The sequence below is a fragment of the Enterobacter sp. BWH64 genome, assembly GCF_001037645.1.
In the GTDB taxonomy this organism is placed as follows: Bacteria; Pseudomonadota; Gammaproteobacteria; order Enterobacterales; family Enterobacteriaceae; genus Enterobacter; species Enterobacter hormaechei_C.
The window spans coordinates 3,128,755-3,152,692 of sequence record NZ_KQ089922.1 but is presented as its reverse complement, the minus strand read 5'-3'; the positions used below and the strand labels follow the sequence as shown (position 1 = coordinate 3,152,692).

Below are 23,938 nucleotides of genomic sequence, written 5' to 3'. Positions count from 1 at the left end.
CAGGACGGAGCGAATGTATAACATCAAGTTTGTCTATCTGTTCCACGAGAACGTCTCGCCAGCGCTGTTTGCGAAAATAATCCGCCCGTCCGTTGCCGGACAGTGGATTATGTCGGTTCCCGACCATTCGCTGCGCTCGCTCTTCACGCGCTACGATCTGCTGCGCACGATCACCGGTGCGAATCCTTATCAGTCCGGGCGCGATACCCGCACGCTGATCGCGCAGGATTTAGAGATGGGCAGAGTGGTTGCCATTGACGAAAGTTTTCGTGACTGGTCATCAGTAACGGAAATTTTTTACATCAATGCCAAAGGGCAACTCCAGGCTGCCTCGCTGGTCGGCCTGGGCTGGTATCCGGTGAGTACGATTGTCGACCGCTACGAAGCCATGGTGAGAACGTACGGATCTCGCCCTGCGCCAACGGTACTGCCAAAACAGGTGGTGAAATCTAAAACGGCACAGGTGCCGGATGAACCTACTCCGGGCAAGGACGGTAAAACCTATGCCGGGCAGCTTCAGAAGATGACCAAAGCAGAGCGCTGGCAGGCGCGTAAAGATCTGATTGCGAAGGGGAGCAATAGCCTTTATCCGGATGCCCAGATCGCCGCGAAGCGTCTGGCGGCGAATAATATCGCGGTGGAAAAAGCGAAGCTTGCGGAAAATATTTATAAGACCGTGAACCCGCTGGAAACCACACCGGGCGTGCCGGAGGGGTGGACGGATATCAGTAATGACGATGCGCTGTTAGGAAAGTTCGGGCTGAACAAATCAATGCTCTTTGACGATGATACGTCCCCCAATTTTCTGGCGCGCGTCTATCAACCGAAGCCGGAAGTGTTTGGTACAGATATGAACCCCACACTGGTATTCAGGGGATCGCGCGAGCCTGGTTTCGCCTCTCTGTCTGAGAATGTCTCCTCTTTACTGACCAAAGGGGAGCTGGCGCCGGTGGTAAACGGGGCTGACTGGTCGAATAACTTCTCACAGGGCATGGGTATGGCTTCAGATTATTATAAAAAGGCCGTGAGTATTGGTAAGGAGCTGGCAAGGTCAGGCCAGAATATTGATATTGCCGGTCATTCCCTTGGCGGTGGCCTCGCCTCTGCAACCTCTATGGGCAGCGGGAAAGCGGGGTGGACGTTCAACGCCGCCGGCCTGAATGCCGGAACCGTAGAAAAATACGGCGGTAAGATATTAGGCAGTACGGATAATATCCAGGCGTATCGGGTTGAAGGTGAACTGCTGACGAAGATTCAGGAAGTTAACCCCTGGGAAGATCTGAAAACGATGAAAGGGCATGTCCCTTCGTGGATCCTCAAAGAGGAAATCTCTGCGCTGAGCCCTAATGCTGCCGGAATACCCCACGATCTTCCCGGTGGAACCGGAAGCGCGCTGGACCGCCACGGGATTAATCAGGCGATTGATTGCATAGAGCAACAGAAGGACGAGGATATTTCGATAATCGGGAGTCGATTGTGAAAAAACGGTTGATGGCTTTTGTCGCGTTATGTTTTTTATCCATGATTCAGGGGTGTAAGCAGGATATGGACCTTAATCCACAGGACTACTTCAGCGGTCAGCAGCTTGAACTGGCGAAAGCGATTGAAGAAGGTGATGTCGACGCGGTGAAGACGCTTGCACCAGAAAGCGATCTTAATAAACCGGGAAAGCAGGATATGACCCTGCTTTTTTGGGCCATCGGCAACGCGATTAATGATAAAAAAACATCGCCCCATTTAAAGGTGATTACATTGCTTGTTAAGGCCGGCGCAGATCCGCTCCAGCCTCGACCGCAGGGAAAAAGCAGCCCTGCCGAATTTGCCCTGAAGGGGGACAGCGCGGATTGGATCGATGCGATGCTGGACGGTGGCCTCTCACCCAACGTGAAAGATAAGGTCTTCCACGAACCGATCGTCTTCCAGTCGCTTAAAGCGAAAAACACAGAGACTCTGGAAGCCATGCTCGATCGCGGAGCTGACGTCAATGCAACCAATTCACTGGGTAAAACGCTGGTGTTTGATGCGCTGGATAACCAGGCTTACGAGCATGTCTTGTTACTGCTCGATCGTGGAGCGGACCCGTCAGTTAAGGCTAAAAATGGCTGGTCAATGAGTAATGCGCTTGCGGACGCGCTGAGTGGACTTGATAGAGGCAGCGAGCAATACGAGAAGTTAAATGAAATAAAAGAGAAACTTATTCAGAAAGGGGGCGTGTGGCCACCTGCGCCGGTTAAGTGATTGCTCAACTTTCATGAAAGCCAGAGATAAGGTTTTTTCCGGAGTTTCCATTAGCCTGCACTCTTTGGATTTATAAAAACGAAAGTTCGTACCTCCAGACAAATCAACCCAGCATTGCATCAATCCAAAACCACCTCGTCGAAATTAGCTTTACGTTCATAAACGTTCCCAGCATAAACCATTACGGAATAAAGATTATGCTCAACCGAATTACCGTCCAGCTCCCGGTTGAGGGGCTGCTTTTCTGGAAACTCTCCGGCCGTGAGGCGATGTCCGAGTCGTTCGCGCTGACGCTGACCCTGCTTGGTACGGACGCGCGCATTGACCGCAGCAAGCTGCTGGGCCAGCCGGTCACGGTGACCATCCCCACGCAGAACCTGCTCACCCCCCGCTATATCAACGGCAAGGTGACGCGCGTGGCGGTGAGCGCCGTGGAGCTGACGGGCACCCGCTACGCGGTGTACCAGCTGACGGTGGAGCCGGACCTGTGGCCGATGAAGCGCGACCGTAACCTGCGTATCTTCCAGGGCCAGACGGTACCGCAGATTGTCAAAACCCTGCTGGGTGAGCATCAGGTTAACCTCGAAGACAAACTTACCGGCAGCTACCGGGTGTGGGACTACTGCGTGCAGTATCAGGAATCGAGCCTGGACTTCATCAGCCGCCTGATGGAGCTGGAGGGGATTGCCTACTACTTCAGCCACGAGGCCGACAAGCATACCCTGGTACTGACCGACGCCGCGACCCAGCACCAGCCGTTCAGCGGCTATGAAGTCATTCCTTACCACCAGACGCCGTCCGGCGGCAGTACGGATGAAGAGGGCATCAGTCAGTGGGCACTGGAGGACAGCGTGACGCCGGGGATATACAGCCTCGACGACTATGACTTCCGCAAGCCGAACGCGTGGCTGTTCCAGGCGCAGCAGAACCCGGCGTCCCCGAAGCCGGGCAGCATCGACGTGTACGACTGGCCGGGCCGCTTTGTGGAGACAGGCCATGCGGAGTTCTACGCCCGAATCCGTCAGGAGCGCTGGCAGGTGGAGCATCAGCAGATTCAGGCGACGGCCACGGCGGCGGGCATTGCGCCGGGCCACATCTTTACCCTGTCCAACGCGCCGTTCTTCAGTGACAACGGGGAGTATCTGGTGACGGCGGCGGGTTACCACTTCGAGGAGAACCGCTACGCGAGCGGTGAGGGGGAAACCATTCACCGCACCGATTTCACCGTTATCCCGGCGTCGGTGTCCTACCGTCCGGCGCAGAGCACGGCGTGGCCGCGCACCTACGGCCCGCAGACGGCGAAAGTCGTGGGACCGCAGGGGGAGAGTATCTGGACGGACAAATATGGCCGCGTGAAGGTGAAGTTCCACTGGGACCGCCTGGCGAAGGGCGATGACACCAGCTCCTGCTGGGTGCGCGTGTCGAGCGCCTGGGCGGGCCAGGGCTACGGCGGGGTGCAAATCCCGCGCGTCGGCGATGAGGTGGTGGTGGACTTTATCAACGGCGACCCGGACCGTCCGATTATCACCGGCCGCGTATACAACGAAGCAAGCATGCCGCCGTGGGCGCTGCCGGCTGCCGCGACGCAGATGGGCTTTATGAGCCGCACGAAAGACGGTTCAGTCGACAATGCCAACGCCCTGCGCTTTGAGGACAAGGCGGGCGCGGAACAGGTGTGGATCCAGGCCGAGCGGAATCTGGACACCAGCGTCAAGAATGATGAAACGCACAGCGTTGGCGGCGCACGCAGCCATTACGTGAAGAAAAATGAGCTGCATCGCGTGGAGGCTAATCAGATCCAGGCCGTGAAAGGCGGAACCGAGATCCTGACGGGTAAAGGCAAGCTGGATGCGGCGGTAGAGCAGTATGTTATTGCTTCCGGGACGAAGCTGCGGCTGGTCTCGGGCGAGAGTGCTATTGAGCTTAACGCTAACGGCAAAATTAACCTGATCGGCAAAGAGTTCAACTTCTTCGTTGAAGGGGACGGCTATATCACCACGGGCGGCAAGCTGCACCTGAATACGTCGGGCACCCAACCGGGCACAACGGCGCCGGGGTCAGGGCATAAAGGGGATATTGATGCGGCGGTGCAGGAGAAATTTACGCCCCCGGAAGAGTAACCGCTTTCTGTCTGCCGCCGGGTTGTCCGTGGCGGCACGTAAAACCCTTTAGCAATTTTAGACGCGAGTTCACCGATGAAATACACCCTCCAGGAAGGTTCCTTTACCCTTTTTCCTGCCGCCTGGCAGGACAACAGCATGAACATCATTCGCGATGACGAAAGCGGGCTGTCCGTGGTGGTCAGCCGCGGCGTTATCCCGGATGGCAGCGACTACGAACAAGAGTTTCACCGCCAGTGGGACGTGCTGCGTCCTCAGATGGGTGAGATCGCCCAGAGCGAATTTCAGCACGTAAAAGCCGGGCCTGACGGAAAAATTAACGGGCTGGAAGTTGAGACCACCTTTGACCGTAACGGCCAGCGCCTGTGGCAAAAACAGCTGGCCGTGCAGACGCCGGGCAAACCGGTACTGATAATTTTTACCCTCTCGGCCTTAAAAGCCTTTACGGAAGAGGACGAGGCGCGCTGGAGCGCACTGAAGCAGAGTCTGACGCTAAACGACAACCGGAATGTGTAAGGCATGAGCGATAACAACGCGGCCCGTAAGGGCGACGAGATTATTCACTCCAGCATTTTTGCTGATATTACCAGCATTGTGGCGGAAGGTGCCGCCTATGCGGTGATTGGCGCGGCGGTGGGCGCGGCAGCGACCGTCGCGGCCCCACTGCTGGGAGCCGGGGCCGCAGCAGCAGGCGTGGCGGCGATTGGATCCAGCTGTCTGTTGAGCGGCATTATCGGCGGGGTTCTGGCGAACGTCGCCGGGATCACCGACGATATCAGCAACGCCGCTGAAGGGCTGGGTAACGCGCTTTTCCCGCCGTCGCCCGCGGGCAAAATCACCACCGGTTCGAGCAATGTTCTGACAAATAAACTTCCCGCTGCACGCGCCGCCGGGACGTTAACCCCTGCCGATACCCCGTCCCCTGAGCCGCAGTCGCCGGGCAGCTTTGCCGACTACGCGGGCATGCTGCTCTCCGCTGCCGGACAGTTCGGCAGCGAGATGTGGCAGCCGAGCGTCGCCTCTGCCGCCGCAGGGACCTCGCCGCTGGAAGAAGACAAGGTGGCGTGTGATAAACACTCCGGGCCGCAGTATCTGGCGGAAGGCTCGAAAAGCGTCTTCATCAACGGACAGCCTGCGGTGCGCGCAAAAGATCGCACCACCTGCGAGGGCACCGTTTCCGACGACGTCTCCCCGAACGTGATCATAGGCGGCGACACGCTCACGGTCCGCGATATCAAAAGCGGTAAAACGCCGGGTCTGGCGCTGGGGATGATTGCGCTCTCCCTGCTGCGCGGGCGGCCAGGCAAGATCCTGAAAAACATGCCCTGCGCGCTGGCTGCTGCCGGTGGCGGGATGCTGGCGGATATGGCCGTCAACGCCGTGTTCGGCTCCTCGCACCCGGTTCACGCCGCTACCGGCGTGAAGGTGCTGAATGACGACGACGAACTCGATTTCTCGCTGCCAGGGCGCTTTCCGCTGCGCTGGCAGCGCAGCTACAACAGCCTGACCACCCGCGAAGGGCTTTTCGGTCTGGGCTGGGCTACCACCTTTGACAGCTATCTGGCGCTGGAAGAAAACAACGCCACCTGGTTCGATGAAACCGGGCGCGAGCTGAGCTTTGAACTGCCGCCGGTCGACCGCGCGTTTTACAGCATCAGCGAAGGCATCATTATCCGCCGCAATGAGAGCGGCGACGTGGCGATAGCTGACGATGACGGCGCGGTGTGGCGTCTGTATAAACCGACCCGCGCTAACCCCTCCATCCTGCGCCTGGCCTCCCTCAGCGACGAGTACGGCAACGCGCTGCTGACTGAATGGGATGAGCACGGGCGGCTGGTCGGTCTGCACGATGAGCCGCGAGCGATCGATGTCACCCTGCGCTATGACGATGAACGTTTCCCGCAGCGCGTTACCGCTGCCAGCCATTTTGACGGCAACCAGACATGGCCGCTGATGCAGTGGGGGTACGACGCGCGCGGCCAGCTGGCCAGCGCAACGGATGCCTCCGGCGTGGTAACCCGTGAATACCGTTATAACGATGATGGCCTGATGGTCTGGCACCGTCTGCCGGGCGGGCTGGAGAGCGAATACCGCTGGCAAAAATTCGACCACTGGCGCGTGGTGGAAAATCGCACCAGCACCGGCGACGGCTGTCGCTTTACCTACGATTTAGCCGCCGGGCTGACGACCGTCGATCACTACGACGGTCAGACGCGAAAGCATTACTGGAACGCGCAAAACCTGATTGTTCGCTACGTTGACGAGCGCGGTGAGAACTGGCGCTACGAGTGGGATGACAACGAACTCCTCACGCGTCGCATCGATCCGCTGGGTAATGCCGTTACCTTCGTCTATGACGAGATGGGCAACCGGGTGCAGGAGATCGACGCCGACGGCAATACCCGCACCACCACCTGGCTGGAGCACCGTGCGCTTCCGGCGTCCATCATCGAAGCCGACGGTAGCGCCACCCGGTTCCTGTATGACGAACATCACGGGCTGAAACGCGTGGTGGATCCGATGGGGCAGACCACGCTGCTGCGTCGGGACGAGTTTGGTCAGGTTGTGGAAGAAGTTGATGCCGCCGGGAACAGCCGCTACCAGGAGTACAACGAAGCCGGGCAGATGGTGCGTGCGACGGACTGTTCGGGCCGTGTGACACAATACCGTTATCATCCGCTGGGCTGGCTGGTGGCTGAGATAAGCGCCGACGGCGAAGAGACGCGTTACCGCTACGACGCCGCGGGGCGTCCGGTGCAGCTCGATCGCCCGGAAGGGTGGACAGAGTCGCTCAAATGGAACGAACGTGGTCTGCCGGTGAAGCATGCGGGCGCCGACGGGAAAGAGAGCGAGTTCAGATACGACGAGGCAGGGCGCTTAACCGCCACCCGCAATACGCAGGGTGAAGAGGTGCGCCGCCGCTGGGACAGCCGCGGGCGTTTGATTGCCCTGGAAAACGAAAACGGCGAAGCGTATCAGTTCCGCTGGGGCGCAGACTCGCTGCTACTGGAAGAGGTGGGGCTGGATGGCGTGGCCTCGCAGTATCGCTACGATGCCTGCGGGCGTACGATTGCGCGCACCTTTGCCGCCGGACATCTGGAGGCCATTACCCATGCCTTCGCCTGGAGCGCGAGCGGCCAGCTGGTCGCCCGCACCACGCCGGAAGGGCAGACCCGCTACCACTACACCCCGTCCGGCCTTCTGAGCCGGATTGGGCTGCATCCCGCGCTTTCAGCCGATGCCTGGAGCGCCGAGGCCGAGCAGGAGCTTGTATTTGAGTATGACGCGCTCGGGCGCGTCACGCGCGAAACGGGCGAACACGGGGAGCTGGCGTGGGAGTATGACGCGCTGGGTAACCGCACCTCCGTCACGCTGCCCGATGGCCGGGAGCTGAAACAGTTCTACTACGGCAGCGGGCATCTGCTCAGCATTGCCCTTGATAAGCTCTCGGTCTCCGACTTTACCCGCGACGAACTCCACCGTGAAACCAGCCGTACCCAGGGGCTGCTGACCACCCGCAGTGAATACGATCGTCTTGGACGACTGCATCGCCGGGACGTCTTTACCGGCAATGCCCAGCGCCCGTCGCCGCGCCGATGGTCCCGCCGCTGGGATTACGACTATCGCAATAATCTGGTCCGCGAAGAGCGGGACGATGACCCGTTCAGCTGGTACCGCTGGCAGTATGACAGCGCCGGACGTCTGCTGGTTCAGGACGGCACGCTGCCCGGCCAGGAGCAGTGGCGCTGGGATGCTGCCGGTAACCCGCTCGAAGGCTCTGCTGAGAAGGTTACGCACAACCGTCTGACGCACCTCAACGGCATTCGCTGGCGCTATGACATCCACGGCCGCACCGTGGAGAAGGATAACGGCCAGACCCGCTGGCACTACCGCTATGACGGCGAGCACCGCCTGACGGAGGTCATCAGCCAGCCGCGGGACCGCAACAGGCCGCAGACGCAGGTCAGCTTCCGCTATGACCCGCTCGGGCGCCGCATCAGCAAAACGCGACGCCAGATGCTGTTTGGGCAGCCGACCGGCAAGCCAGTCACCACCCGGTTTGTATGGGAAGGGTTCCGGCTGTTGCAGGAAGTGCACGGTGATGTGCCGCTGACCTACGTCTACAGCGATCAGGACAGCTACGACCCGCTGGCGCGTATCGACGGCGTTGATGCCCCGGAGATCTTCTGGTTCCACTGCCAGCCCAACGGCACGCCGGAGCGGATGACGGATAGCGAAGGGCAGGTGCGCTGGGAAGGGGTGAACAGCGCCTGGGGCAAGCTGCTACGGGAAAGCGAGACGAAGGTATCAGGATATTCTCAGAACCTGCGCATGCAGGGGCAATACCTGGATCGTGAGACAGGGCTGCACTACAATCTGTTCCGGTATTACGACCCGGACTGCGGACGATTTACGCAGCAGGACCCGATAGGGCTGGCGGGGGGGATAAACCTTTACCAGTATGCGCCGAATGCGCTGGGTTGGGTGGATCCGTGGGGGTTGGCATTAAAGGGAGTCGACTTTACAGGAAGCCCAGATCTTTTCCCAATCAATGGAACAAAACAGAATATTGTATCTATTACAATGCAAGGAACTCGAGATAGAGATTTCACCGAGGCTTTCAAGGCAGCCGGTATTTCTAAAAGCGATGCAACTGGATATACATGGCATCATGTCGATGATTTTGACCCAGCCACAGGAAGGACAACAATGCAATTAGTAAAAACTTCTGCGCATGAAGCTACTTTCCCACATAAAGGCTCAGTCTCACAATTCGAGAAATATTTTGGTGTAAAATATGGTTCCCAAGAAGCCATTGCTGTTTCTCATTCTAAAGGCTGGTTGAAGGGGCGTGTCCCGAAAAAATTGCGTGCAAACTGTCATCAGTGAGGTATAACCTATGAACCATTTCAGTAACTGTGAAAAAAAGATTGGACGTGCAGATATTACTAAAACGGAAGAGAAATTATCTATTACTCTTCCGGATGATTTCGTTTCACATTATCTGCAATTTAATGGTGGCACTCCTGAGAAAAGTTGGTGGGACGGTGATGAAGATTTTGAGCCAGTAGAGGTGGCAGGGTTTAAACCGTTTGTTTATAATAGTCAGACAAATAATGACCCTAGATCTTTAATCGACGGTTGTTATATCAGCATGTTGGATAGGGAAGTGATTCCTAAAAACCTGCTTCCTTTCGCAAATGATTGGGGAGGGAATTTCTTCTGTCTAGATTTAGACAATTACTCAATAGTATATTTTGCTACAGATTCTTTTGATGAGGATTTGACTATGCAAGAGAATCACATAAAACTTCAAAGATATCTGACAAATTCATTTGCCAATTTTGTTAATGGATTAGTAGCAGAAGAAGATCTTTCTTAAAGAATATTTAAAAATTTAATCGATTTATTTACTTCGATTGCTGTTGTTTTGATATTCATATTTTTAATAAAGCTCTGTGACACAAATCATAGGGTTTTATTATAAAACAGCATGACAGGCTTGGTGGTATGAAAGCAGCTAGAATCCCATGTAGAATAAATCAGGTTAAAAAATGAAGATATCCCAGTTAGCAATACATAGGTTAAATAATATTAATTGGTTTGTTAATCTTGGTGTAGCAACGACACTCCCTGGTGTTATCCAGGCTCAGTCCCTTAGCTTATTTATAAAAGGCTTGAATAGCGATGAATGGGAAAGTGCCACCTTGGAGGCTGGTTATGAAATAACGGGCTATCTCGCAAAAAAACACACTAACAAATATCAATATTGGAACTCTTTGGTCAAAGAAGCTAAGAAAGTTGTGGAGAATGATATTATCCCAAAAATAATCTTCCCAGAGTCTGAGAAAGGATCAATGACTGAGAACTTAAAATGGGACCTTGTGAATTACTTGCTTGAAGATGCGTATAGTTCTTTACTACATGAGCCATTCGCTTTTGAAGGCTTAATTAATGTTTATGAAGCTGGGCATATGCCCTGTGGATGGTCAGGTACTTGGCCAGCGGGCAAACTAGTTATCTATTGATAGGACACGCGAAAAAAAATCCACGCCAAAGCGTGGATTTTTTTCATTCAAAACAAATCAAACGTTAAACAAGAAGTTCATCACGTCGCCATCTTTAACGATGTAATCTTTCCCTTCCGCACGCATCTTGCCTGCTTCTTTCGCGCCTTGCTCACCCTTGTAGGTGATGAAGTCTTCAAACGCGATAGTCTGCGCACGAATAAAGCCTTTCTCGAAGTCGGTGTGGATCTTACCAGCCGCCTGAGGCGCGGTCGCACCCACAGGGATGGTCCACGCACGCACTTCTTTTACGCCAGCGGTGAAGTAGGTTTGCAGGTTCAGCAGCTCATAGCCCGCGCGGATCACGCGGTTCAGGCCCGGCTCTTCCAGACCCAGCTCGGCCATGAACTCTTCACGGTCGGCGTCGTCCAGCTCAGCGATGTCGGATTCAACGGCAGCGCAAACCGCCACAACTACAGAACCTTCAGCCGCAGCGATTTCACGCACTTTGTCGAGGTACGGGTTGTTCTCGAAACCGTCTTCGTTGACGTTGGCGATGTACATGGTTGGCTTCAGGGTCAGGAAGCTCAGGTATTTGATCGCCGCTTTGTCTTCGTCAGTCAGGTTTTTCAGCGCGCGCAGCATGCCCGCGTTTTCCAGCTGTGGCAGACATTTTTCCAGCGCAGCCAGTTCCGCTTTCGCGTCCTTGTCGCCGCCTTTGGCTTTCTTCTGCACGCGGTGAATGGCGCGCTCGCAGGTGTCAAGGTCAGAGAGGGCCAGCTCGGTGTTGATGACGTCGATGTCGTCAGCCGGATCCACTTTGTTGTTGACGTGGATAATGTTGTCGTTCTCGAAGCAGCGCACAACGTGGCCGATCGCTTCGGTTTCACGGATGTTGGTCAGGAACTGGTTGCCCAGGCCTTCACCTTTGGATGCGCCTTTTACCAGGCCCGCGATGTCCACGAACTCCATGGTGGTTGGCAGAATGCGCTGTGGCTTCACGATTTCCGCGAGCTGGTCCAGACGCGGATCGGGCATAGGAACAACACCGGTGTTCGGCTCGATGGTACAGAACGGGAAGTTCGCCGCTTCAATACCTGCTTTGGTGAGCGCGTTGAACAGGGTGGATTTGCCCACGTTTGGCAGACCGACGATACCGCATTTGAATCCCATTTCTAAATCACCTTAATATCTTGATAATCAATCCGTTAACGATAACCGATTGAAGAAAAGTAAATAACTACGCCTATTATACACGTAACCCGCGCGACGCGCGGTAAAAAAGCCCCGGGGCGCCGATTATTGCGCTTTGAAAGCGTGCAGTCGATTGGTGGCTTTCGTCAGGCCGTCCTGAAGCCAAATCTCGGTGCAGCGGGCCGCTTCGTCCACCGCTTCGTCAATCAACTTCTGCTCAGAAACCGGTGGTTTACCCAGTACGAAACCAACAACTTTGTTTTTATCGCCCGGATGGCCGATTCCCACGCGCAAACGGTGGAAATTAGGGTTATTACCCAGTTTGCTGATGATGTCTTTCAGACCATTGTGGCCGCCATGACCGCCGCCCAGTTTGAACTTCGCCACGCCTGGCGGCAGGTCCAGTTCGTCGTGGGCCACCAGGATCTCATCCGGGTTGATGCGATAAAACGTTGCCATGGCCGCCACGGCTTTGCCGCTCAGGTTCATAAAGGTGGTTGGCACCAGCAACCGCACGTCAGCACCCGCAAGATTGATGCGTGAGGTATACCCGTAAAACTTGGGTTCTTCACGCAGGGGAGCGCGCAAACGCTCCGCCAGCAGATCAACATACCAGGCACCGGCGTTATGGCGGGTGGCGGCATACTCTGCGCCCGGATTGGCGAGGCCGACAATCAGTTTAATCGTCACGATTTACTTCCTAATGGGTTCCAGATCTGGCGCGTAGTTTACTGTCTGGCGCGCCGCTTGACAAAGTTCTGCCTGCGGTACACCGAAATGCGAATAATTTCCTCTTTGAACAATTAGAATTTCAAGCTGTTCAATGTCTTATTTGTAAATTTTTGTCCGGGAGCTATCAGTAAATGTGATCATTCACGCAACTCATATAAGAGGCGTTGTCTATACTTTACACACAAGGAGAAGGGGCTTTTCCCCTGACAACCCAAAGTTCCGGAGGTGACATATGAAACGCAAAAACGCTTCAATGCTCGGTAACGTGCTAATGGGGTTGGGACTGTTCGTGATGGTCGCCGGTGTCGGTTATTCAATCTTAAACCAATTACCGCAGCTTGACCTCCCACAATACTTTGCGCATGGCGCGGTGCTGAGTATCTTCCTTGGTGCGGTATTGTGGCTCGCCGGGGCGCGCGTGAGCGGACATGAGGAAGTCTGCGATAAATACTGGTGGGTGCGCCATTACGATAAACGATGCCGCCGCGACCAGCGCAAGCATAGCTAGTGCCCCATAAAGAACACCGAAACGACTTCATCTGAAGTCGTTTTTTTTGCATGACGCATTGACCCTCACGTAACGTAAGGCTTCAGAGTAACGACACTGGCAGAACAAAAGGAGCCGTTATGTTGATACAGGTGGGTGAACTGGCGAAACGTGCCGGGATCACCGTGCGGACTTTGCATCACTACGAGCAAACAGGGCTGTTGTTACCTTCTGCCAGAAGCGCGGCAGGCTACCGGCTTTATAACCTGGCGGATGTGCAGCGTCTGCATATGATCCAGGCGCTGGCAAAAGCCGGACTGGAGCTTGCCGAAATCAGGGATTTTCTGGAACAGCGTTCGCTGTCATTAGCCGAATTACTCGACGGGCAAATCACTCTGCTGGACAAGCAACTGCGTAGCATCCATACGCTGCGCAACCGGCTGGTGGAATTGCGAACCGGGCTGACCGACGATGCGACGCCGGATCTGGAATACTGGCTACAGACTCTGGAGTTAATGAATATGTACGATCGCTGGTTTAGCAAAGAAGAGTTGCAGCAACTGCCGTTTGCGGTAGAGAAAGAGGCGCTGGCGGATATCTGGGCGGGTCTGGTGACGGAAGTTAAACACTTGCTGGAACAGAACGTCAGCGTCACGGACGCGCGGGCGACCGATTTGGCTTCACGGTGGATGGAACGCCTGGAGCAGGATACCGCAGGCAAACCGGAATTTTTGACCCGTCTGAACGAGATGCACAGCGTGGAGCCGCAGATGCAGGAGCAAACCGGCATTACGCCGGAGATAACTGATTACATCACGCGGGCGTTTGCCGAATCAAAGCTCAGCATCTGGGAGAAATATCTCACTGCCGAAGAGATGGCCTTTACCCGGGCGCACTACTTTGACCGGATGATGGAGTGGCCGCCGCTGGTGGCGAAGCTGCATCAGGCGCAGCGGGATAATCTCAGTCCCGCTTCTGACGATGCGCAAAAGCTGGCAGAAAACTGGCTGGTTTTATTCCAGTCCTATGCGGGAACAAACCCGCAGACCCAGCAAAAATTTCGCCTCGCCATGCAGCAGGAGCCGCATCTGATGAAAGGCACGTGGATGACGCCTGCCGTGCTTGAATGGCTCCAGCAGGCGATCGGGGTGATGATGCAAAGACGCGTCTCTGCATCAGATGACTCACAGATCCGCTAACGCAGCTTCACGGTTAGGGTAGAAGGACAATCGGCCAGGGATCGGCTGCACGCCCGCGCGCGCCATGGTGCGCAGGGGCTGGAATTCGAGGTTACTCACCCGCAGTTCACAGCCTTCCGGCAGGCGGGCGACAAAGCGCTGGAAGGCATCCAGACCGCCGGCATCCAGCACCGGGACGGCATCCCATTTCAGCACCACAATCCGTTTGCCCGCAATGCGGGATTCCAGATCGCTGAACAAACCTTCCGCTGCGGCGAAGAACAGCGGACCAATCACGCGCAGCACCAGCACATCGTCAGGCACCTCAACGTTAACCGGGGAGAGACGCGTCATCTGCGCGATGCGGCGCATAAACAGCAGCGAGGCCAGCACAATGCCGACGCTGATGGCGATAACCATATCGAACAGTACGGTCAACGACATGCAGATCAGCATCACGATAATGTCGTCTTTCGGCGCACGGCGCAGCAGGTTAACCACCTTATGCGCCTCACTCATGTTCCAGGCCACCATCAGCAGCAGCGCAGCCATGGCCGAGAGCGGAAGCCATGAAAGCAGCGGGGCAAGGATCAGCAGCGCCATGATCACCAGCAGGGAGTGAATGACCGCCGAAACCGGTGATGTCGCGCCCGCACGTACGTTCGCGGCGGAACGGGCAATCGCAGCCGTAGCGGTAATACCGCCGAAGAACGGTGCAACGATGTTCCCTAAGCCCTGGCCGACCAGCTCGCTGTTGGCTTTGTGCTTAGTGCCGGTCATGCCGTCGAGCACGACGGCGCAGAGCAGGGATTCAATCGCGCCCAGCATTGCCATGGAGAACGCGGCAGGCAGCAGAGCGCGAAGGGAATCCCAGCTTAGGGTGAAGCTTGAGCCCGGCATGTCCCACGGCAGAACCAGCTGCGGCAGCAGCTGCGGAATGCCGCTGCCCTGTGAGCCGTCCGCCAGAACATAGTGGAACTGGGAGCCAATGGTGGCGACCTGTCCACCGAGCAGGTTGACAACGCCCATCACCGCGCAGCCCAGCAGCAGAGCGGGCAGATGCCCCGGGAGACGAATGCCTAAGCGAGGCCAGACGATAAGTGTGCCGAGGGTAACGATGCCAATGGCTGCATCGCCCAGGTTGGCCGTCGGCAACGCCATAAACAGCGCGCCCACTTTCTGTAAATAGTGCTCCGGAACATGGGCCATTTGCAGGCCGAGGAAATCCTTAATCTGCATGGTCCCGATGGTAATCCCAATCCCCGAGGTGAACCCCAGCGTTACGGAAAGGGGAATATATTCAATCAGGCGACCAAAGCGGGCCAGACCAAACAGAATTAAAAAGATGCCGGACATTAGGGTGGCAACCAGCAGGCCTGCCAGACCAAACTGTTGGGAAACCGGGTAGAGGATCACCACAAAGGCGGCAGTCGGGCCGGAGACGCTGAAGCGGGACCCGCCCGTCAGCGCAATCACAATCCCCGCAACGGCCGAGGTGTACAGCCCGTACTGCGGCGCGACGCCGCTACCAATCGCCAGCGCCATCGCCAGCGGGATGGCAATAATCCCGACGGTGATCCCGGCTATCAGGTCACCAACAAAGCGTGACGATGTGTATTTCTCTTTCCAGCAGGCGTCGATGAGGGCGCGAAAGGGCAGAACATGTGAGGAGGTTACGTTTTTCACAATTATCTATCATCCGTGTGCGCATCATCTGTCATGTGAATGGCAGGTGAAGGAGGCATAAGTCATACAAATAAATACTATAAACAAAAAAACCCGCCGTAGCGGGTTTTTTGGCCGTGTTCGATCAGTGTTCGAACATTGCAGAGATCGATTCTTCGTTGCTGATACGACGAATCGCTTCGGCCAGCATCCCGGACAGAGTCAACGTACGCACGTTTGGCAGCGCTTTGATCTCGTCGCTCAGTGGAATGGTATCGCACACCACAACTTCGTCAATGACGGAGTTACGGAGGTTGTTTACCGCATTGCCGGAGAAGATCGGGTGAGTGGCGTAAGCGAATACGCGTTTCGCACCACGCTCTTTCAGCGCTTCAGCGGCTTTACACAGCGTACCGCCGGTATCGATCATGTCGTCCACCAACACGCAGTCGCGGCCAGCCACGTCACCGATGATGTGCATCACCTGAGAAACGTTAGCGCGCGGACGGCGTTTGTCGATGATCGCCATGTCGGTATCGTTCAGCAGCTTCGCGATAGCACGAGCACGTACCACGCCGCCGATGTCCGGAGAAACCACAATCGGGTTGTCCAGATTCAGTTGCAGCATGTCTTCCAGCAGGATTGGGCTGCCGAATACGTTATCAACCGGCACGTCGAAGAAGCCCTGGATCTGCTCTGCGTGCAGGTCAACCGTCAGTACGCGGTCAACGCCGACGCTGGACAGGAAGTCAGCGACAACTTTAGCGGTGATTGGCACACGCGCGGAACGGACGCGACGGTCCTGACGTGCATAGCCAAAGTAAGGAATAACAGCAGTGATACGGCCAGCAGAAGCACGACGCAGCGCGTCGACCATAACAACCAATTCCATCAGGTTGTCATTCGTTGGAGCACAGGTGGACTGGATGATGAAAATATCACCACCGCGTACATTTTCGTTAATTTGTACGCTGACTTCGCCGTCGCTAAAGCGACCTACAGCGGCGTCGCCGAGGGAAGTGTACAGGCGGTTGGCAATACGTTGTGCTAGTTCCGGGGTGGCGTTACCAGCAAAAAGCTTCATATCAGGCACGAGAAGAACCTCAGGCATGCGTCCAGTGGTGGATAGCGTTCGCCGCAAACTGCGGGGCCTAAGCAAACGCTATCCAGGCGGTGTATTAAAGAGCGCGATGCAACGTCTGGAACAGGGTGACGTTGTCACCGAAACTCAGTCTGCGCCAGAATGGCCTGCTGTAGGGGGGAGGTGTTCATCCCGCGTGCTACAAAACCATGCAGCCAAACCGGCGCTTGCTCAAGCACCTGACGGGCGGCGGTTTCGGTGTCAAATTCAGCAAAGACACAGGCCCCTGTACCGGTCAGGCGCGACGGCGCGTATTCTAACAGCCAGGAAAGCACCGCATCAACCTCGCGAAAACGTTTTCTTGCGATATCCTCGCAATCGTTGCTGAATTCACAATTTAATAACGTTTTTATTGACCGTGCCGGGGTATTTCTTTTCAGGTCAGGATCTTTAAAGATGACCGGGGTAGGAATGCTCACGCCGGGGTGAACGATCAGATACCATTTTTCCGGCGGATCGACCGGCGTGAGGATTTCACCGACACCTTCAGCGAACGCCGCGTGGCCGCGCACAAACACCGGTACATCGGCGCCCAGCGTCAACCCTAACGCTGCCAGTTCGTCCGTCGTCAGACCGCAGCCCCAGAGGTGGTTAAGCGCCACCAGTACGGTCGCGGCGTTTGATGAGCCGCCGCCAAGACCGCCGCCCATCGGCAGGCGTTTGTCGATACGGATATCCGCACCGCTTCCCGCCGGCAGACGACCCGACGTCGACGCCGTTTTCATTAGCAGGCGGGCAGCGCGCACGATCAGGTTATCGTCATGCGCCACGCCGTCGACCGGCGTCAGCAGGCAAATCTGCCCGTCCTGACGCGGTTCGATGGAGATGGTGTCGCCGTAATCGACAAACTGAAACAGCGTTTGCAGGGTGTGATAGCCGTCAGCGCGCTGCCCGGTAATGTAGAGAAACAGGTTCAGTTTTGCGGGAGAGGGCCAGTGGGTCATCATTTAACGATCCAGTTGTCCATTTTCAGCTTGATACGCTGGCTACCCTGCGTCAGCTCCATATTGGACGGCAGCGACGGTTGCGTCTTGCTGTCATACGCGCTGTACACCACTTTCCAGGTTTTACCGCCCTGGGTGTAGTTCACCTGGCTCAGACGGTATTGATCGTCGAGCGTATAGTCGGTTGCGTCACCCGGCAGGCCGAGGATCCACTGGCGCAGACTATTGAGCGGAATCGGCATTCCGGTCAGCTTGCCAATCATCTCTTCGGCGTCGGTTGCCGTGTAGTGCTGGCCTTTGTTATCGGTGATCTGCGCTTCGCCAGGCTTCGCGTTAAGCTCCAGCTCGGTGCTGCCCAGCGGGTTCAGCAGCAGCAGGCGATAGTTGTCCTGACCCGTTTGCTGCCAGAAGAAGCGAGCATAAACTTTTTGTTCGTCAGAGAGATAAGCAAATGCACCGCGGGTCTGGTACTGGCTTAATTTCAGCACGTCCTGCTGGTGCTGACGCCACTGCGGTGAGTCAGGGCTTTTGCCCGGGCCTTTCGGCTGATGAACGGAACAGGCGGTCAGAACCAAGGCCGCCAGAGGCAGCAGGCGAATCATTCGGGTCATAATGATGACAAATCCTTGAGATACGTTGCAGTTATAACTGTTAATGCTAGCGTTGAAGGGTGCCACCGTCTACGTTCAAATTATCTCAAAGCGTGGCGTAAGCTATTACTCCGAAAGGGGGCAGTCTCTTTTATTGATCTCGCGCATCCTGTATGATGCGTCCTGCTAACCTTATTAACGCTGGTACTACTCCCGCTCAACATGACCCTATTAGCACTCGGTATTAACCACAAAACGGCCCCGGTTTCACTGCGAGAACGCGTTACGTTTTCGCCGGATACGCTCGACCTGGCGCTGGACAGCCTGCTTGCACAGCCGATGGTGCAGGGTGGCGTGGTGCTGTCGACGTGCAACCGTACCGAGCTGTATTTGAGCGTAGAAGAGCAGGACAACCTGCACGAGGCGCTGATCCGCTGGCTGTGTGACTACCACAACCTCAACGAAGAAGAGCTGCGCAACAGCCTGTACTGGCATCAGGATAACGATGCGGTCAGCCATCTGATGCGCGTGGCCAGCGGTCTGGATTCGCTGGTGCTGGGCGAGCCGCAGATCCTCGGCCAGGTGAAAAAAGCCTTCGCGGATTCCCAGAAAGGGCATCTGAAAGCCAGCGAACTGGAGCGAATGTTCCAGAAGTCATTCTCCGTGGCGAAGCGTGTGCGAACCGAAACCGACATTGGCGCCAGTGCGGTTTCGGTTGCTTTCGCGGCCTGTACCCTTGCCCGTCAAATTTTTGAATCCCTGTCGACCGTCACCGTACTGCTGGTGGGAGCGGGCGAAACCATCGAGCTGGTGGCGCGCCATCTTCGCGAACACAAGGTGAAGAAGATGATCATTGCCAACCGCACCCGCGAACGTGCGCAGGTGCTGGCGGACGAAGTGGGCGCTGAGGTGATTGCGCTGAGCGACATCGATGAACGTCTGAAAGAGGCGGACATTATTATCAGTTCTACCGCCAGCCCGCTGCCGATTATCGGGAAAGGGATGGTCGAGCGTGCGCTGAAATCCCGCCGCAATCAGCCGATGCTGCTGGTGGATATCGCCGTTCCGCGTGATGTCGAACCGGAAGTGGGCAAACTGGCGAACGCCTACCTGTACAGTGTGGATGACCTGCAAAGCATCATTTCGCACAACCTTGCCCAGCGTAAGGCGGCGGCTGTGCAGGCGGAAACCATCGTTGAACAGGAAACCAGCGAATTTATGGCCTGGCTGCGCGCGCAAAGCGTCAGCGAGACCATCCGCGAATACCGCGGTCAGGCGGAGCAGGTGCGTGATGACCTGACGGCCAAAGCGTTAGCGGCCCTTGAACAGGGCGGCGACGCGCAGGCGATTATGCAGGATCTGGCCTGGAAACTGACCAACCGCCTGATCCATGCCCCAACCAAATCTCTTCAGCAGGCTGCCCGTGACGGGGACGATGAACGCCTGACAATTCTGCGCAACAGCCTCGGGCTGGAATAGCGCCCTATACCCATTTTCTAAGACAAGGTGCATTTACGCCTATGAAGCCTTCTATCGTCGCTAAACTGGAAGCTCTGCACGAGCGCCATGAAGAAGTCCAGGCGCTGCTCGGTGATGCCGGGACCATTGCCGACCAGGAACGTTTTCGCGCGCTGTCGCGTGAATACGCGCAGTTAAGTGATGTTTCAAAATGCTTTACCGACTGGCGACAGGTCCAGGAAGATATCGAAACCGCGCAGATGATGCTCGACGATCCTGAGATGCGCGAGATGGCGCAGGAAGAGTTACAGGACGCAAAAGCGCGTTCAGAAGAGATGGAGCAGCAGCTTCAGGTGCTTCTGCTGCCGAAAGATCCGGACGATGAGCGTAACGCCTTTGTGGAAGTCCGCGCCGGTACCGGCGGCGACGAAGCGGCGCTGTTCGCCGGGGATCTGTTCCGTATGTACAGTCGTTATGCCGAATCCCGTCGCTGGCGCGTGGAGATCATGAGCGCCAACGAAGGCGAGCATGGCGGCTACAAAGAGGTTATCGCCAAGATCAGCGGCGACGGCGTGTACGGTCGACTGAAATTTGAATCCGGCGGTCACCGCGTGCAGCGCGTGCCTGCGACAGAATCTCAGGGACGCATTCATACGTCAGCCTGTACGGTGGCGGTGATGCCGGAGCTGCCGGAAGCGGAACTGCCGGATATCAACCCGGCGGATCTGCGCATCGACACCTTCCGCTCTTCAGGGGCAGGTGGTCAGCACGTTAACACCACCGACTCCGCTATCCGTATTACTCACCTGCCCACCGGGATTGTGGTTGAGTGTCAGGATGAACGTTCCCAGCACAAGAACAAGGCTAAAGCGTTATCCGTGCTGGGCGCCCGTATCCACGCGGCTGAAATGGCGAAACGCCAGCAGGCGGAAGCCTCTACCCGCCGTAACCTGCTGGGCAGCGGCGATCGTAGCGACCGTAACCGTACCTATAACTTCCCGCAGGGTCGCGTAACCGACCATCGCATCAACCTGACGCTCTACCGTCTGGATGAGGCGATGGAAGGCAAGCTCGATATGCTGATTGAGCCTATCGTGCAGGAATACCAGGCCGACCAGCTGGCGGCACTGTCCGAGCAGGATTAATGGATTTTCAGCGCTGGTTACGCCATGCCGCCAGTGAGCTTTCTGCAAGTGAAAGCCCGAAGCGCGACGCCGAAATTCTGCTTGAGCATGTGACGGGTAAAGCCCGCACATATCTGCTGGCCTTCGGCGAAACCGCGCTGACCGCTGAACAGCAATCGCAGCTGGAGGCGCTGCTTGCCCGCCGTAAAACCGGCGAGCCGGTGGCGCATCTGGTTGGCGAACGCGAGTTCTGGTCGCTTCCGCTGTACGTTTCAGCGGCCACGCTGATCCCGCGCCCGGACACCGAGTGTCTGGTGGAGCAGGCGCTGGCGCGGTTACCGGCGCAGCCGTGTCAGATCCTCGATCTCGGTACTGGCACCGGCGCGATTGCGCTGGCGCTTGCCAGCGAGCGACCGGACTGCACCGTGACGGCGGTAGACGTGATGCCGGATGCGGTCGCCCTCGCGCAGCGCAACGTTGAACGGCTGGGGCTGAACAATGTTTCCGTTCTGCAAAGCAGCTGGTTTGCCGCGCTTGAAAGCCGCATGTTCGAAATGATTGTCAGCAATCCGCCCTACATCGACGAAGACGATCCGCATCTCGCGCAGGGCGACGTGCGTTTTGAACCGTTGACCGCGCTGGTCGCTGCGAATCAGGGACTTGCGGATCTCGATCACATTGTGACAACGTCACGGCAACATTTGCTTCCCGGTGGCTGGCTGCTGGTGGAACATGGCTGGACGCAGGGAGAGGCGGTGCGAGCGCTGTTTACGCGTGCCGGATACGCTGCGGTGGAAACCTGCCGGGATTACGGCGGCAATGAACGTCTGACGCTGGGGCAGTGGTCATGAGCCTGTTTACGCTGCTGATCTCCGTTCACCTGGTTTCCGTTGCCCTGACCATCGGCTTTTTCATTGCCCGCTACTGGTGGCGCTACAGCAACAATCCGCTGATTAACGCCCGCTGGGTACGCATCGCCCCGCACTGTATCGACACGGTGCTGTTCCTTTCCGGAGCCGGGTTAATGTGGAAAACCGGCTATCTGCCATTTACTGATAAAGGCGCATGGCTGACTGAAAAGCTGTTTGGCGTTATCATCTACATCGTTTTGGGTTTTATCGCGCTTGGGCGTCATCGTCCGCGCAGCCAGCAGACAGGGTTTATCGCCTTTTTGCTGGGTCTGGTGGTGCTGTACATCATCATTAAACTCGCCACCACAAGAATACCGTTACTGGGGTAAGTCATGAGGTCCTTAGCCGATTTCGAATTTAACAAAGTGCCGCTCTGCGATGGTATGATCCTGATTTCAGAGATGATCCGCGACGATTTTACGTCACAGTACGTTTACGCTGAACTGGAGAATCTGGTCAGCCTGGCGCGCGAAGAGATCAATCAGGCCCGTCCGCAGGACTGGCAATTAGAGAAGCTGATTGAGCTTTTCTACGGCGAATGGGGTTTCTGCGACACGCGAGGCGTGTACCGCCTGTCTGACGCACTGTGGCTGGACCAGGTGTTGAAAAATCGTCAGGGCAGCGCCGTCGCGTTGGGCGCCATTTTACTGTGGGTTGCGCACGAGCTGGATATTCCACTGGTGCCGGTCATTTTCCCGACGCAGATGATTTTGCGGGCGGAGTGGCTGGACGGTGAGATGTGGTTAATCAATCCGTTTAACGGCGACACGCTGGATGAGCATACGCTGGACGTCTGGCTGAAAGGCAACATCAGCCCGATAGCTGAGCTGTTCAATGAAGATCTCGATGAAGCCGATAACGCCGAAGTGATCCGTAAGCTCCTGGATACGCTGAAGTCTGCGCTGATGGAAGAGCGTCAGATGGAGCTGGCTCTGCGCGCAAGCGAAGTGCTGTTGCAGTTCAATCCGGAAGATCCGTACGAAATCCGCGACCGCGGCCTGATTTATGCGCAGCTCGACTGCGAGCACGTGGCGCTGAATGATTTGAATTATTTCGTCGAGCAATGTCCGGAAGACCCGATCAGCGAGATGATCCGCGCGCAGATTAACGCGATCGCGCATAAACACATTACACTGCATTAATCTTAATTCCGATTCACACCTGAATAAGGCGATCCTATGAAACAAAAAGTGGTTAGCATTGGTGATATCAACGTGGCAAACGACCTGCCGTTCGTACTGTTTGGCGGTATGAACGTTCTGGAATCCCGCGATCTCGCTATGCGCATCTGCGAACACTACGTGACCGTGACCCAAAAGCTGGGCATCCCGTACGTGTTTAAAGCCTCTTTTGACAAAGCCAACCGCTCCTCCATTCACTCCTACCGTGGCCCGGGCCTGGAAGAGGGGATGAAGATTTTCCAGGAGTTGAAACAGACGTTTGGCGTGAAAGTGATCACCGACGTGCACGAAGCGTCTCAGGCACAGCCCGTGGCTGATGTGGTAGACGTGATTCAGCTTCCGGCGTTCCTCGCTCGCCAGACTGACCTGGTAGAAGCGATGGCGAAAACCGGTGCCGTGATTAACGTGAAAAAACCGCAGTTCGTGAGCCCTGGCCAGATGGGTAACATCGTCGACAAGTTTATCGAAGGCGGTAACGACCAGGTGATCCTCTGCGACCGTGGTTCAAACTTCGGTTATGACAACCTGGTTGTAGATATGCTGGGCTTCAGCGTGATGAAGAACGTCTCTAACCAGTCTCCGGTGATTTTCGACGTGACCCACTCCCTGCAATGCCGCGACCCGTTTGGCGCCGCGTCTGGCGGGCGTCGTGCGCAGGTGACCGAACTGGCGCGCGCCGGTATGGCAACCGGCCTGGCGGGTCTGTTCATTGAAGCGCACCCGGATCCGGCTAACGCGAAATGCGACGGTCCATCCGCGCTGCCGCTGGATAAGCTGGAGCCGTTCCTGAAACAGATCAAAGCGATTGACGATCTGGTGAAGAGCTTCGACGAGCTGGATACCAGCAACTAATAAAAAAACCCGCTTCGGCGGGTTTTTTTATGGGGCATATTGCCGGGTGGCGCTGCGCTTACCCGGCCTACAAAACCCGTAGGCCCTGCAAGCGAAGCGCCGCTGGGCAAAAAGG

The 23,938-nt window shown here is 56.4% G+C and carries 21 protein-coding genes; 15 read left to right on the top strand and 6 right to left on the bottom strand.

The genetic code is table 11. The features are described from left to right. The first annotated feature begins 13 nt into the window (after positions 1 to 13). From SK50_RS14990 to SK50_RS14960, 7 genes are all read left to right on the top strand, one after another. Entirely contained in the window at positions 14 to 1,480 is a 1,467-nt protein-coding gene (locus tag SK50_RS14990) for a hypothetical protein (RefSeq protein WP_023303868.1), read from the top strand. Continuing rightward, positions 1,477 to 2,238, top strand: a complete 762-nt coding sequence (locus tag SK50_RS14985; RefSeq protein WP_074172720.1) for an ankyrin repeat domain-containing protein — start codon at positions 1,477 to 1,479, stop codon at positions 2,236 to 2,238. The genes SK50_RS14990 and SK50_RS14985 overlap by 4 nt, the downstream gene beginning before the upstream one ends. A 197-nt stretch (positions 2,239 to 2,435) precedes the next feature. After that, positions 2,436 to 4,358: a type VI secretion system Vgr family protein gene (locus tag SK50_RS14980; RefSeq protein ID WP_023303866.1), complete on the top strand. Its 1,923-nt coding sequence runs from the start codon at positions 2,436 to 2,438 to the stop codon at positions 4,356 to 4,358. Between the two features lie 75 nt (positions 4,359 to 4,433). Then, positions 4,434 to 4,874, top strand: a complete 441-nt coding sequence (locus SK50_RS14975; protein WP_023303865.1) for a DcrB-related protein — start codon at positions 4,434 to 4,436, stop codon at positions 4,872 to 4,874. A gap of 3 nt (positions 4,875 to 4,877) precedes the next feature. Beyond that, positions 4,878 to 9,248 carry an RHS repeat-associated core domain-containing protein gene (locus tag SK50_RS14970; RefSeq protein ID WP_017693290.1) on the top strand — a complete coding sequence of 1,457 codons (4,371 nt, stop codon included), beginning with the start codon at positions 4,878 to 4,880 and terminating at the stop codon, positions 9,246 to 9,248. Between the two features lie 10 nt (positions 9,249 to 9,258). Continuing rightward, a complete protein-coding gene (locus SK50_RS14965; RefSeq protein ID WP_017384273.1) occupies positions 9,259 to 9,741 on the top strand; it encodes an SMI1/KNR4 family protein in 483 nt (160 codons plus the stop codon). A gap of 172 nt (positions 9,742 to 9,913) precedes the next feature. Beyond that, positions 9,914 to 10,387 (top strand): hypothetical protein, encoded by a 474-nt coding sequence (locus SK50_RS14960; protein WP_017384271.1) that lies wholly within the window; start codon positions 9,914 to 9,916, stop codon positions 10,385 to 10,387. A gap of 57 nt (positions 10,388 to 10,444) precedes the next feature. On the opposite strand, the gene ychF is transcribed toward SK50_RS14960, so the two are convergent. Together ychF and pth are read right to left on the bottom strand one after the other, a co-directional pair. Next, complete coding sequence (gene ychF / locus SK50_RS14955; protein ID WP_003856650.1) at positions 10,445 to 11,539, bottom strand: redox-regulated ATPase YchF; 1,095 nt, start codon at positions 11,537 to 11,539, stop codon at positions 10,445 to 10,447. A 126-nt stretch (positions 11,540 to 11,665) separates the two neighbouring features. Further along, positions 11,666 to 12,250, bottom strand: a complete 585-nt coding sequence (gene pth, locus SK50_RS14950; protein ID WP_006810922.1) for an aminoacyl-tRNA hydrolase — start codon at positions 12,248 to 12,250, stop codon at positions 11,666 to 11,668. Between the two features lie 274 nt (positions 12,251 to 12,524). On the opposite strand from pth, the gene ychH reads away from it, so the two are divergent. Together ychH and SK50_RS14940 are read left to right on the top strand one after the other, a co-directional pair. Continuing rightward, entirely contained in the window at positions 12,525 to 12,800 is a 276-nt protein-coding gene (ychH, locus tag SK50_RS14945; protein WP_003856655.1) for a stress-induced protein YchH, read from the top strand. A 119-nt stretch (positions 12,801 to 12,919) separates the two neighbouring features. Next, positions 12,920 to 13,978: a MerR family transcriptional regulator gene (locus SK50_RS14940; RefSeq protein ID WP_045345068.1), complete on the top strand. Its 1,059-nt coding sequence runs from the start codon at positions 12,920 to 12,922 to the stop codon at positions 13,976 to 13,978. On the opposite strand, the gene dauA is transcribed toward SK50_RS14940, so the two are convergent. From dauA to lolB, 4 genes are all read right to left on the bottom strand, one after another. Further along, the gene (dauA, locus tag SK50_RS14935) at positions 13,964 to 15,643 is read right to left on the bottom strand and encodes a C4-dicarboxylic acid transporter DauA (RefSeq protein ID WP_017693292.1); all 1,680 of its coding nucleotides are present in this window, start codon (positions 15,641 to 15,643) and stop codon (positions 13,964 to 13,966) included. The genes SK50_RS14940 and dauA overlap by 15 nt on opposite strands. A gap of 124 nt (positions 15,644 to 15,767) precedes the next feature. Further along, a complete protein-coding gene (gene prs, locus SK50_RS14930; RefSeq protein WP_003856663.1) occupies positions 15,768 to 16,715 on the bottom strand; it encodes a ribose-phosphate diphosphokinase in 948 nt (315 codons plus the stop codon). Positions 16,716 to 16,840: 125 nt separating this feature from the next. Beyond that, complete coding sequence (ispE, locus tag SK50_RS14925) at positions 16,841 to 17,710, bottom strand: 4-(cytidine 5'-diphospho)-2-C-methyl-D-erythritol kinase (protein WP_017693293.1); 870 nt, start codon at positions 17,708 to 17,710, stop codon at positions 16,841 to 16,843. Further along, positions 17,707 to 18,318, bottom strand: a complete 612-nt coding sequence (lolB, locus tag SK50_RS14920) for a lipoprotein insertase outer membrane protein LolB (RefSeq protein ID WP_003856665.1) — start codon at positions 18,316 to 18,318, stop codon at positions 17,707 to 17,709. Before lolB ends, ispE begins: the two co-directional genes overlap by 4 nt. Before the next feature lie 201 nt (positions 18,319 to 18,519). Between lolB and hemA the strand changes: the two genes are divergently transcribed. Genes hemA through kdsA form a run of 6 tightly spaced genes read left to right on the top strand, consistent with a single transcriptional unit; the run spans position 18,520 to position 23,823 of the window. Then, positions 18,520 to 19,776 (top strand): glutamyl-tRNA reductase, encoded by a 1,257-nt coding sequence (hemA, locus tag SK50_RS14915; RefSeq protein WP_003856666.1) that lies wholly within the window; start codon positions 18,520 to 18,522, stop codon positions 19,774 to 19,776. A 41-nt stretch (positions 19,777 to 19,817) separates the two neighbouring features. After that, positions 19,818 to 20,900, top strand: coding sequence for a peptide chain release factor 1 (prfA, locus tag SK50_RS14910; protein ID WP_003856667.1), 1,083 nt, complete (start codon positions 19,818 to 19,820; stop codon positions 20,898 to 20,900). Beyond that, the gene (prmC, locus tag SK50_RS14905) at positions 20,900 to 21,730 is read left to right on the top strand and encodes a peptide chain release factor N(5)-glutamine methyltransferase (protein ID WP_045345071.1); all 831 of its coding nucleotides are present in this window, start codon (positions 20,900 to 20,902) and stop codon (positions 21,728 to 21,730) included. Before prfA ends, prmC begins: the two co-directional genes overlap by 1 nt. Continuing rightward, positions 21,727 to 22,119 carry an invasion regulator SirB2 gene (sirB2, locus tag SK50_RS14900; protein WP_017384257.1) on the top strand — a complete coding sequence of 131 codons (393 nt, stop codon included), beginning with the start codon at positions 21,727 to 21,729 and terminating at the stop codon, positions 22,117 to 22,119. The genes prmC and sirB2 overlap by 4 nt, the downstream gene beginning before the upstream one ends. Positions 22,120 to 22,122: 3 nt before the next feature. Continuing rightward, positions 22,123 to 22,932 carry an invasion regulator SirB1 gene (gene sirB1, locus SK50_RS14895; RefSeq protein WP_006810913.1) on the top strand — a complete coding sequence of 270 codons (810 nt, stop codon included), beginning with the start codon at positions 22,123 to 22,125 and terminating at the stop codon, positions 22,930 to 22,932. 36 nt (positions 22,933 to 22,968) lie between these two features. Further along, positions 22,969 to 23,823 carry a 3-deoxy-8-phosphooctulonate synthase gene (gene kdsA / locus SK50_RS14890; RefSeq protein ID WP_003856671.1) on the top strand — a complete coding sequence of 285 codons (855 nt, stop codon included), beginning with the start codon at positions 22,969 to 22,971 and terminating at the stop codon, positions 23,821 to 23,823. The last annotated feature ends 115 nt before the right edge of the window (positions 23,824 to 23,938 follow it).

What these genes read in the sequence shown, in the direction of transcription:
- SK50_RS14990 (WP_023303868.1), top strand. Translation starts at nt 14, where the DNA reads ATGTATAACATCAAGTTTGTCTATCTGTTCCACGAGAACGTCTCGCCA.
- SK50_RS14980 (WP_023303866.1), top strand. Translation starts at nt 2,436, where the DNA reads ATGCTCAACCGAATTACCGTCCAGCTCCCGGTTGAGGGGCTGCTTTTC.
- SK50_RS14975 (WP_023303865.1), top strand. Translation starts at nt 4,434, where the DNA reads ATGAAATACACCCTCCAGGAAGGTTCCTTTACCCTTTTTCCTGCCGCC.
- SK50_RS14970 (WP_017693290.1), top strand. Translation starts at nt 4,878, where the DNA reads ATGAGCGATAACAACGCGGCCCGTAAGGGCGACGAGATTATTCACTCC.
- SK50_RS14965 (WP_017384273.1), top strand. Translation starts at nt 9,259, where the DNA reads ATGAACCATTTCAGTAACTGTGAAAAAAAGATTGGACGTGCAGATATT.
- SK50_RS14960 (WP_017384271.1), top strand. Translation starts at nt 9,914, where the DNA reads ATGAAGATATCCCAGTTAGCAATACATAGGTTAAATAATATTAATTGG.
- ychF (WP_003856650.1), bottom strand. Translation starts at nt 11,539, where the DNA reads ATGGGATTCAAATGCGGTATCGTCGGTCTGCCAAACGTGGGCAAATCC.
- ychH (WP_003856655.1), top strand. Translation starts at nt 12,525, where the DNA reads ATGAAACGCAAAAACGCTTCAATGCTCGGTAACGTGCTAATGGGGTTG.
- SK50_RS14940 (WP_045345068.1), top strand. Translation starts at nt 12,920, where the DNA reads ATGTTGATACAGGTGGGTGAACTGGCGAAACGTGCCGGGATCACCGTG.
- ispE (WP_017693293.1), bottom strand. Translation starts at nt 17,710, where the DNA reads ATGATGACCCACTGGCCCTCTCCCGCAAAACTGAACCTGTTTCTCTAC.
- lolB (WP_003856665.1), bottom strand. Translation starts at nt 18,318, where the DNA reads ATGACCCGAATGATTCGCCTGCTGCCTCTGGCGGCCTTGGTTCTGACC.
- hemA (WP_003856666.1), top strand. Translation starts at nt 18,520, where the DNA reads ATGACCCTATTAGCACTCGGTATTAACCACAAAACGGCCCCGGTTTCA.
- prfA (WP_003856667.1), top strand. Translation starts at nt 19,818, where the DNA reads ATGAAGCCTTCTATCGTCGCTAAACTGGAAGCTCTGCACGAGCGCCAT.
- prmC (WP_045345071.1), top strand. Translation starts at nt 20,900, where the DNA reads ATGGATTTTCAGCGCTGGTTACGCCATGCCGCCAGTGAGCTTTCTGCA.
- sirB2 (WP_017384257.1), top strand. Translation starts at nt 21,727, where the DNA reads ATGAGCCTGTTTACGCTGCTGATCTCCGTTCACCTGGTTTCCGTTGCC.
- sirB1 (WP_006810913.1), top strand. Translation starts at nt 22,123, where the DNA reads ATGAGGTCCTTAGCCGATTTCGAATTTAACAAAGTGCCGCTCTGCGAT.
- kdsA (WP_003856671.1), top strand. Translation starts at nt 22,969, where the DNA reads ATGAAACAAAAAGTGGTTAGCATTGGTGATATCAACGTGGCAAACGAC.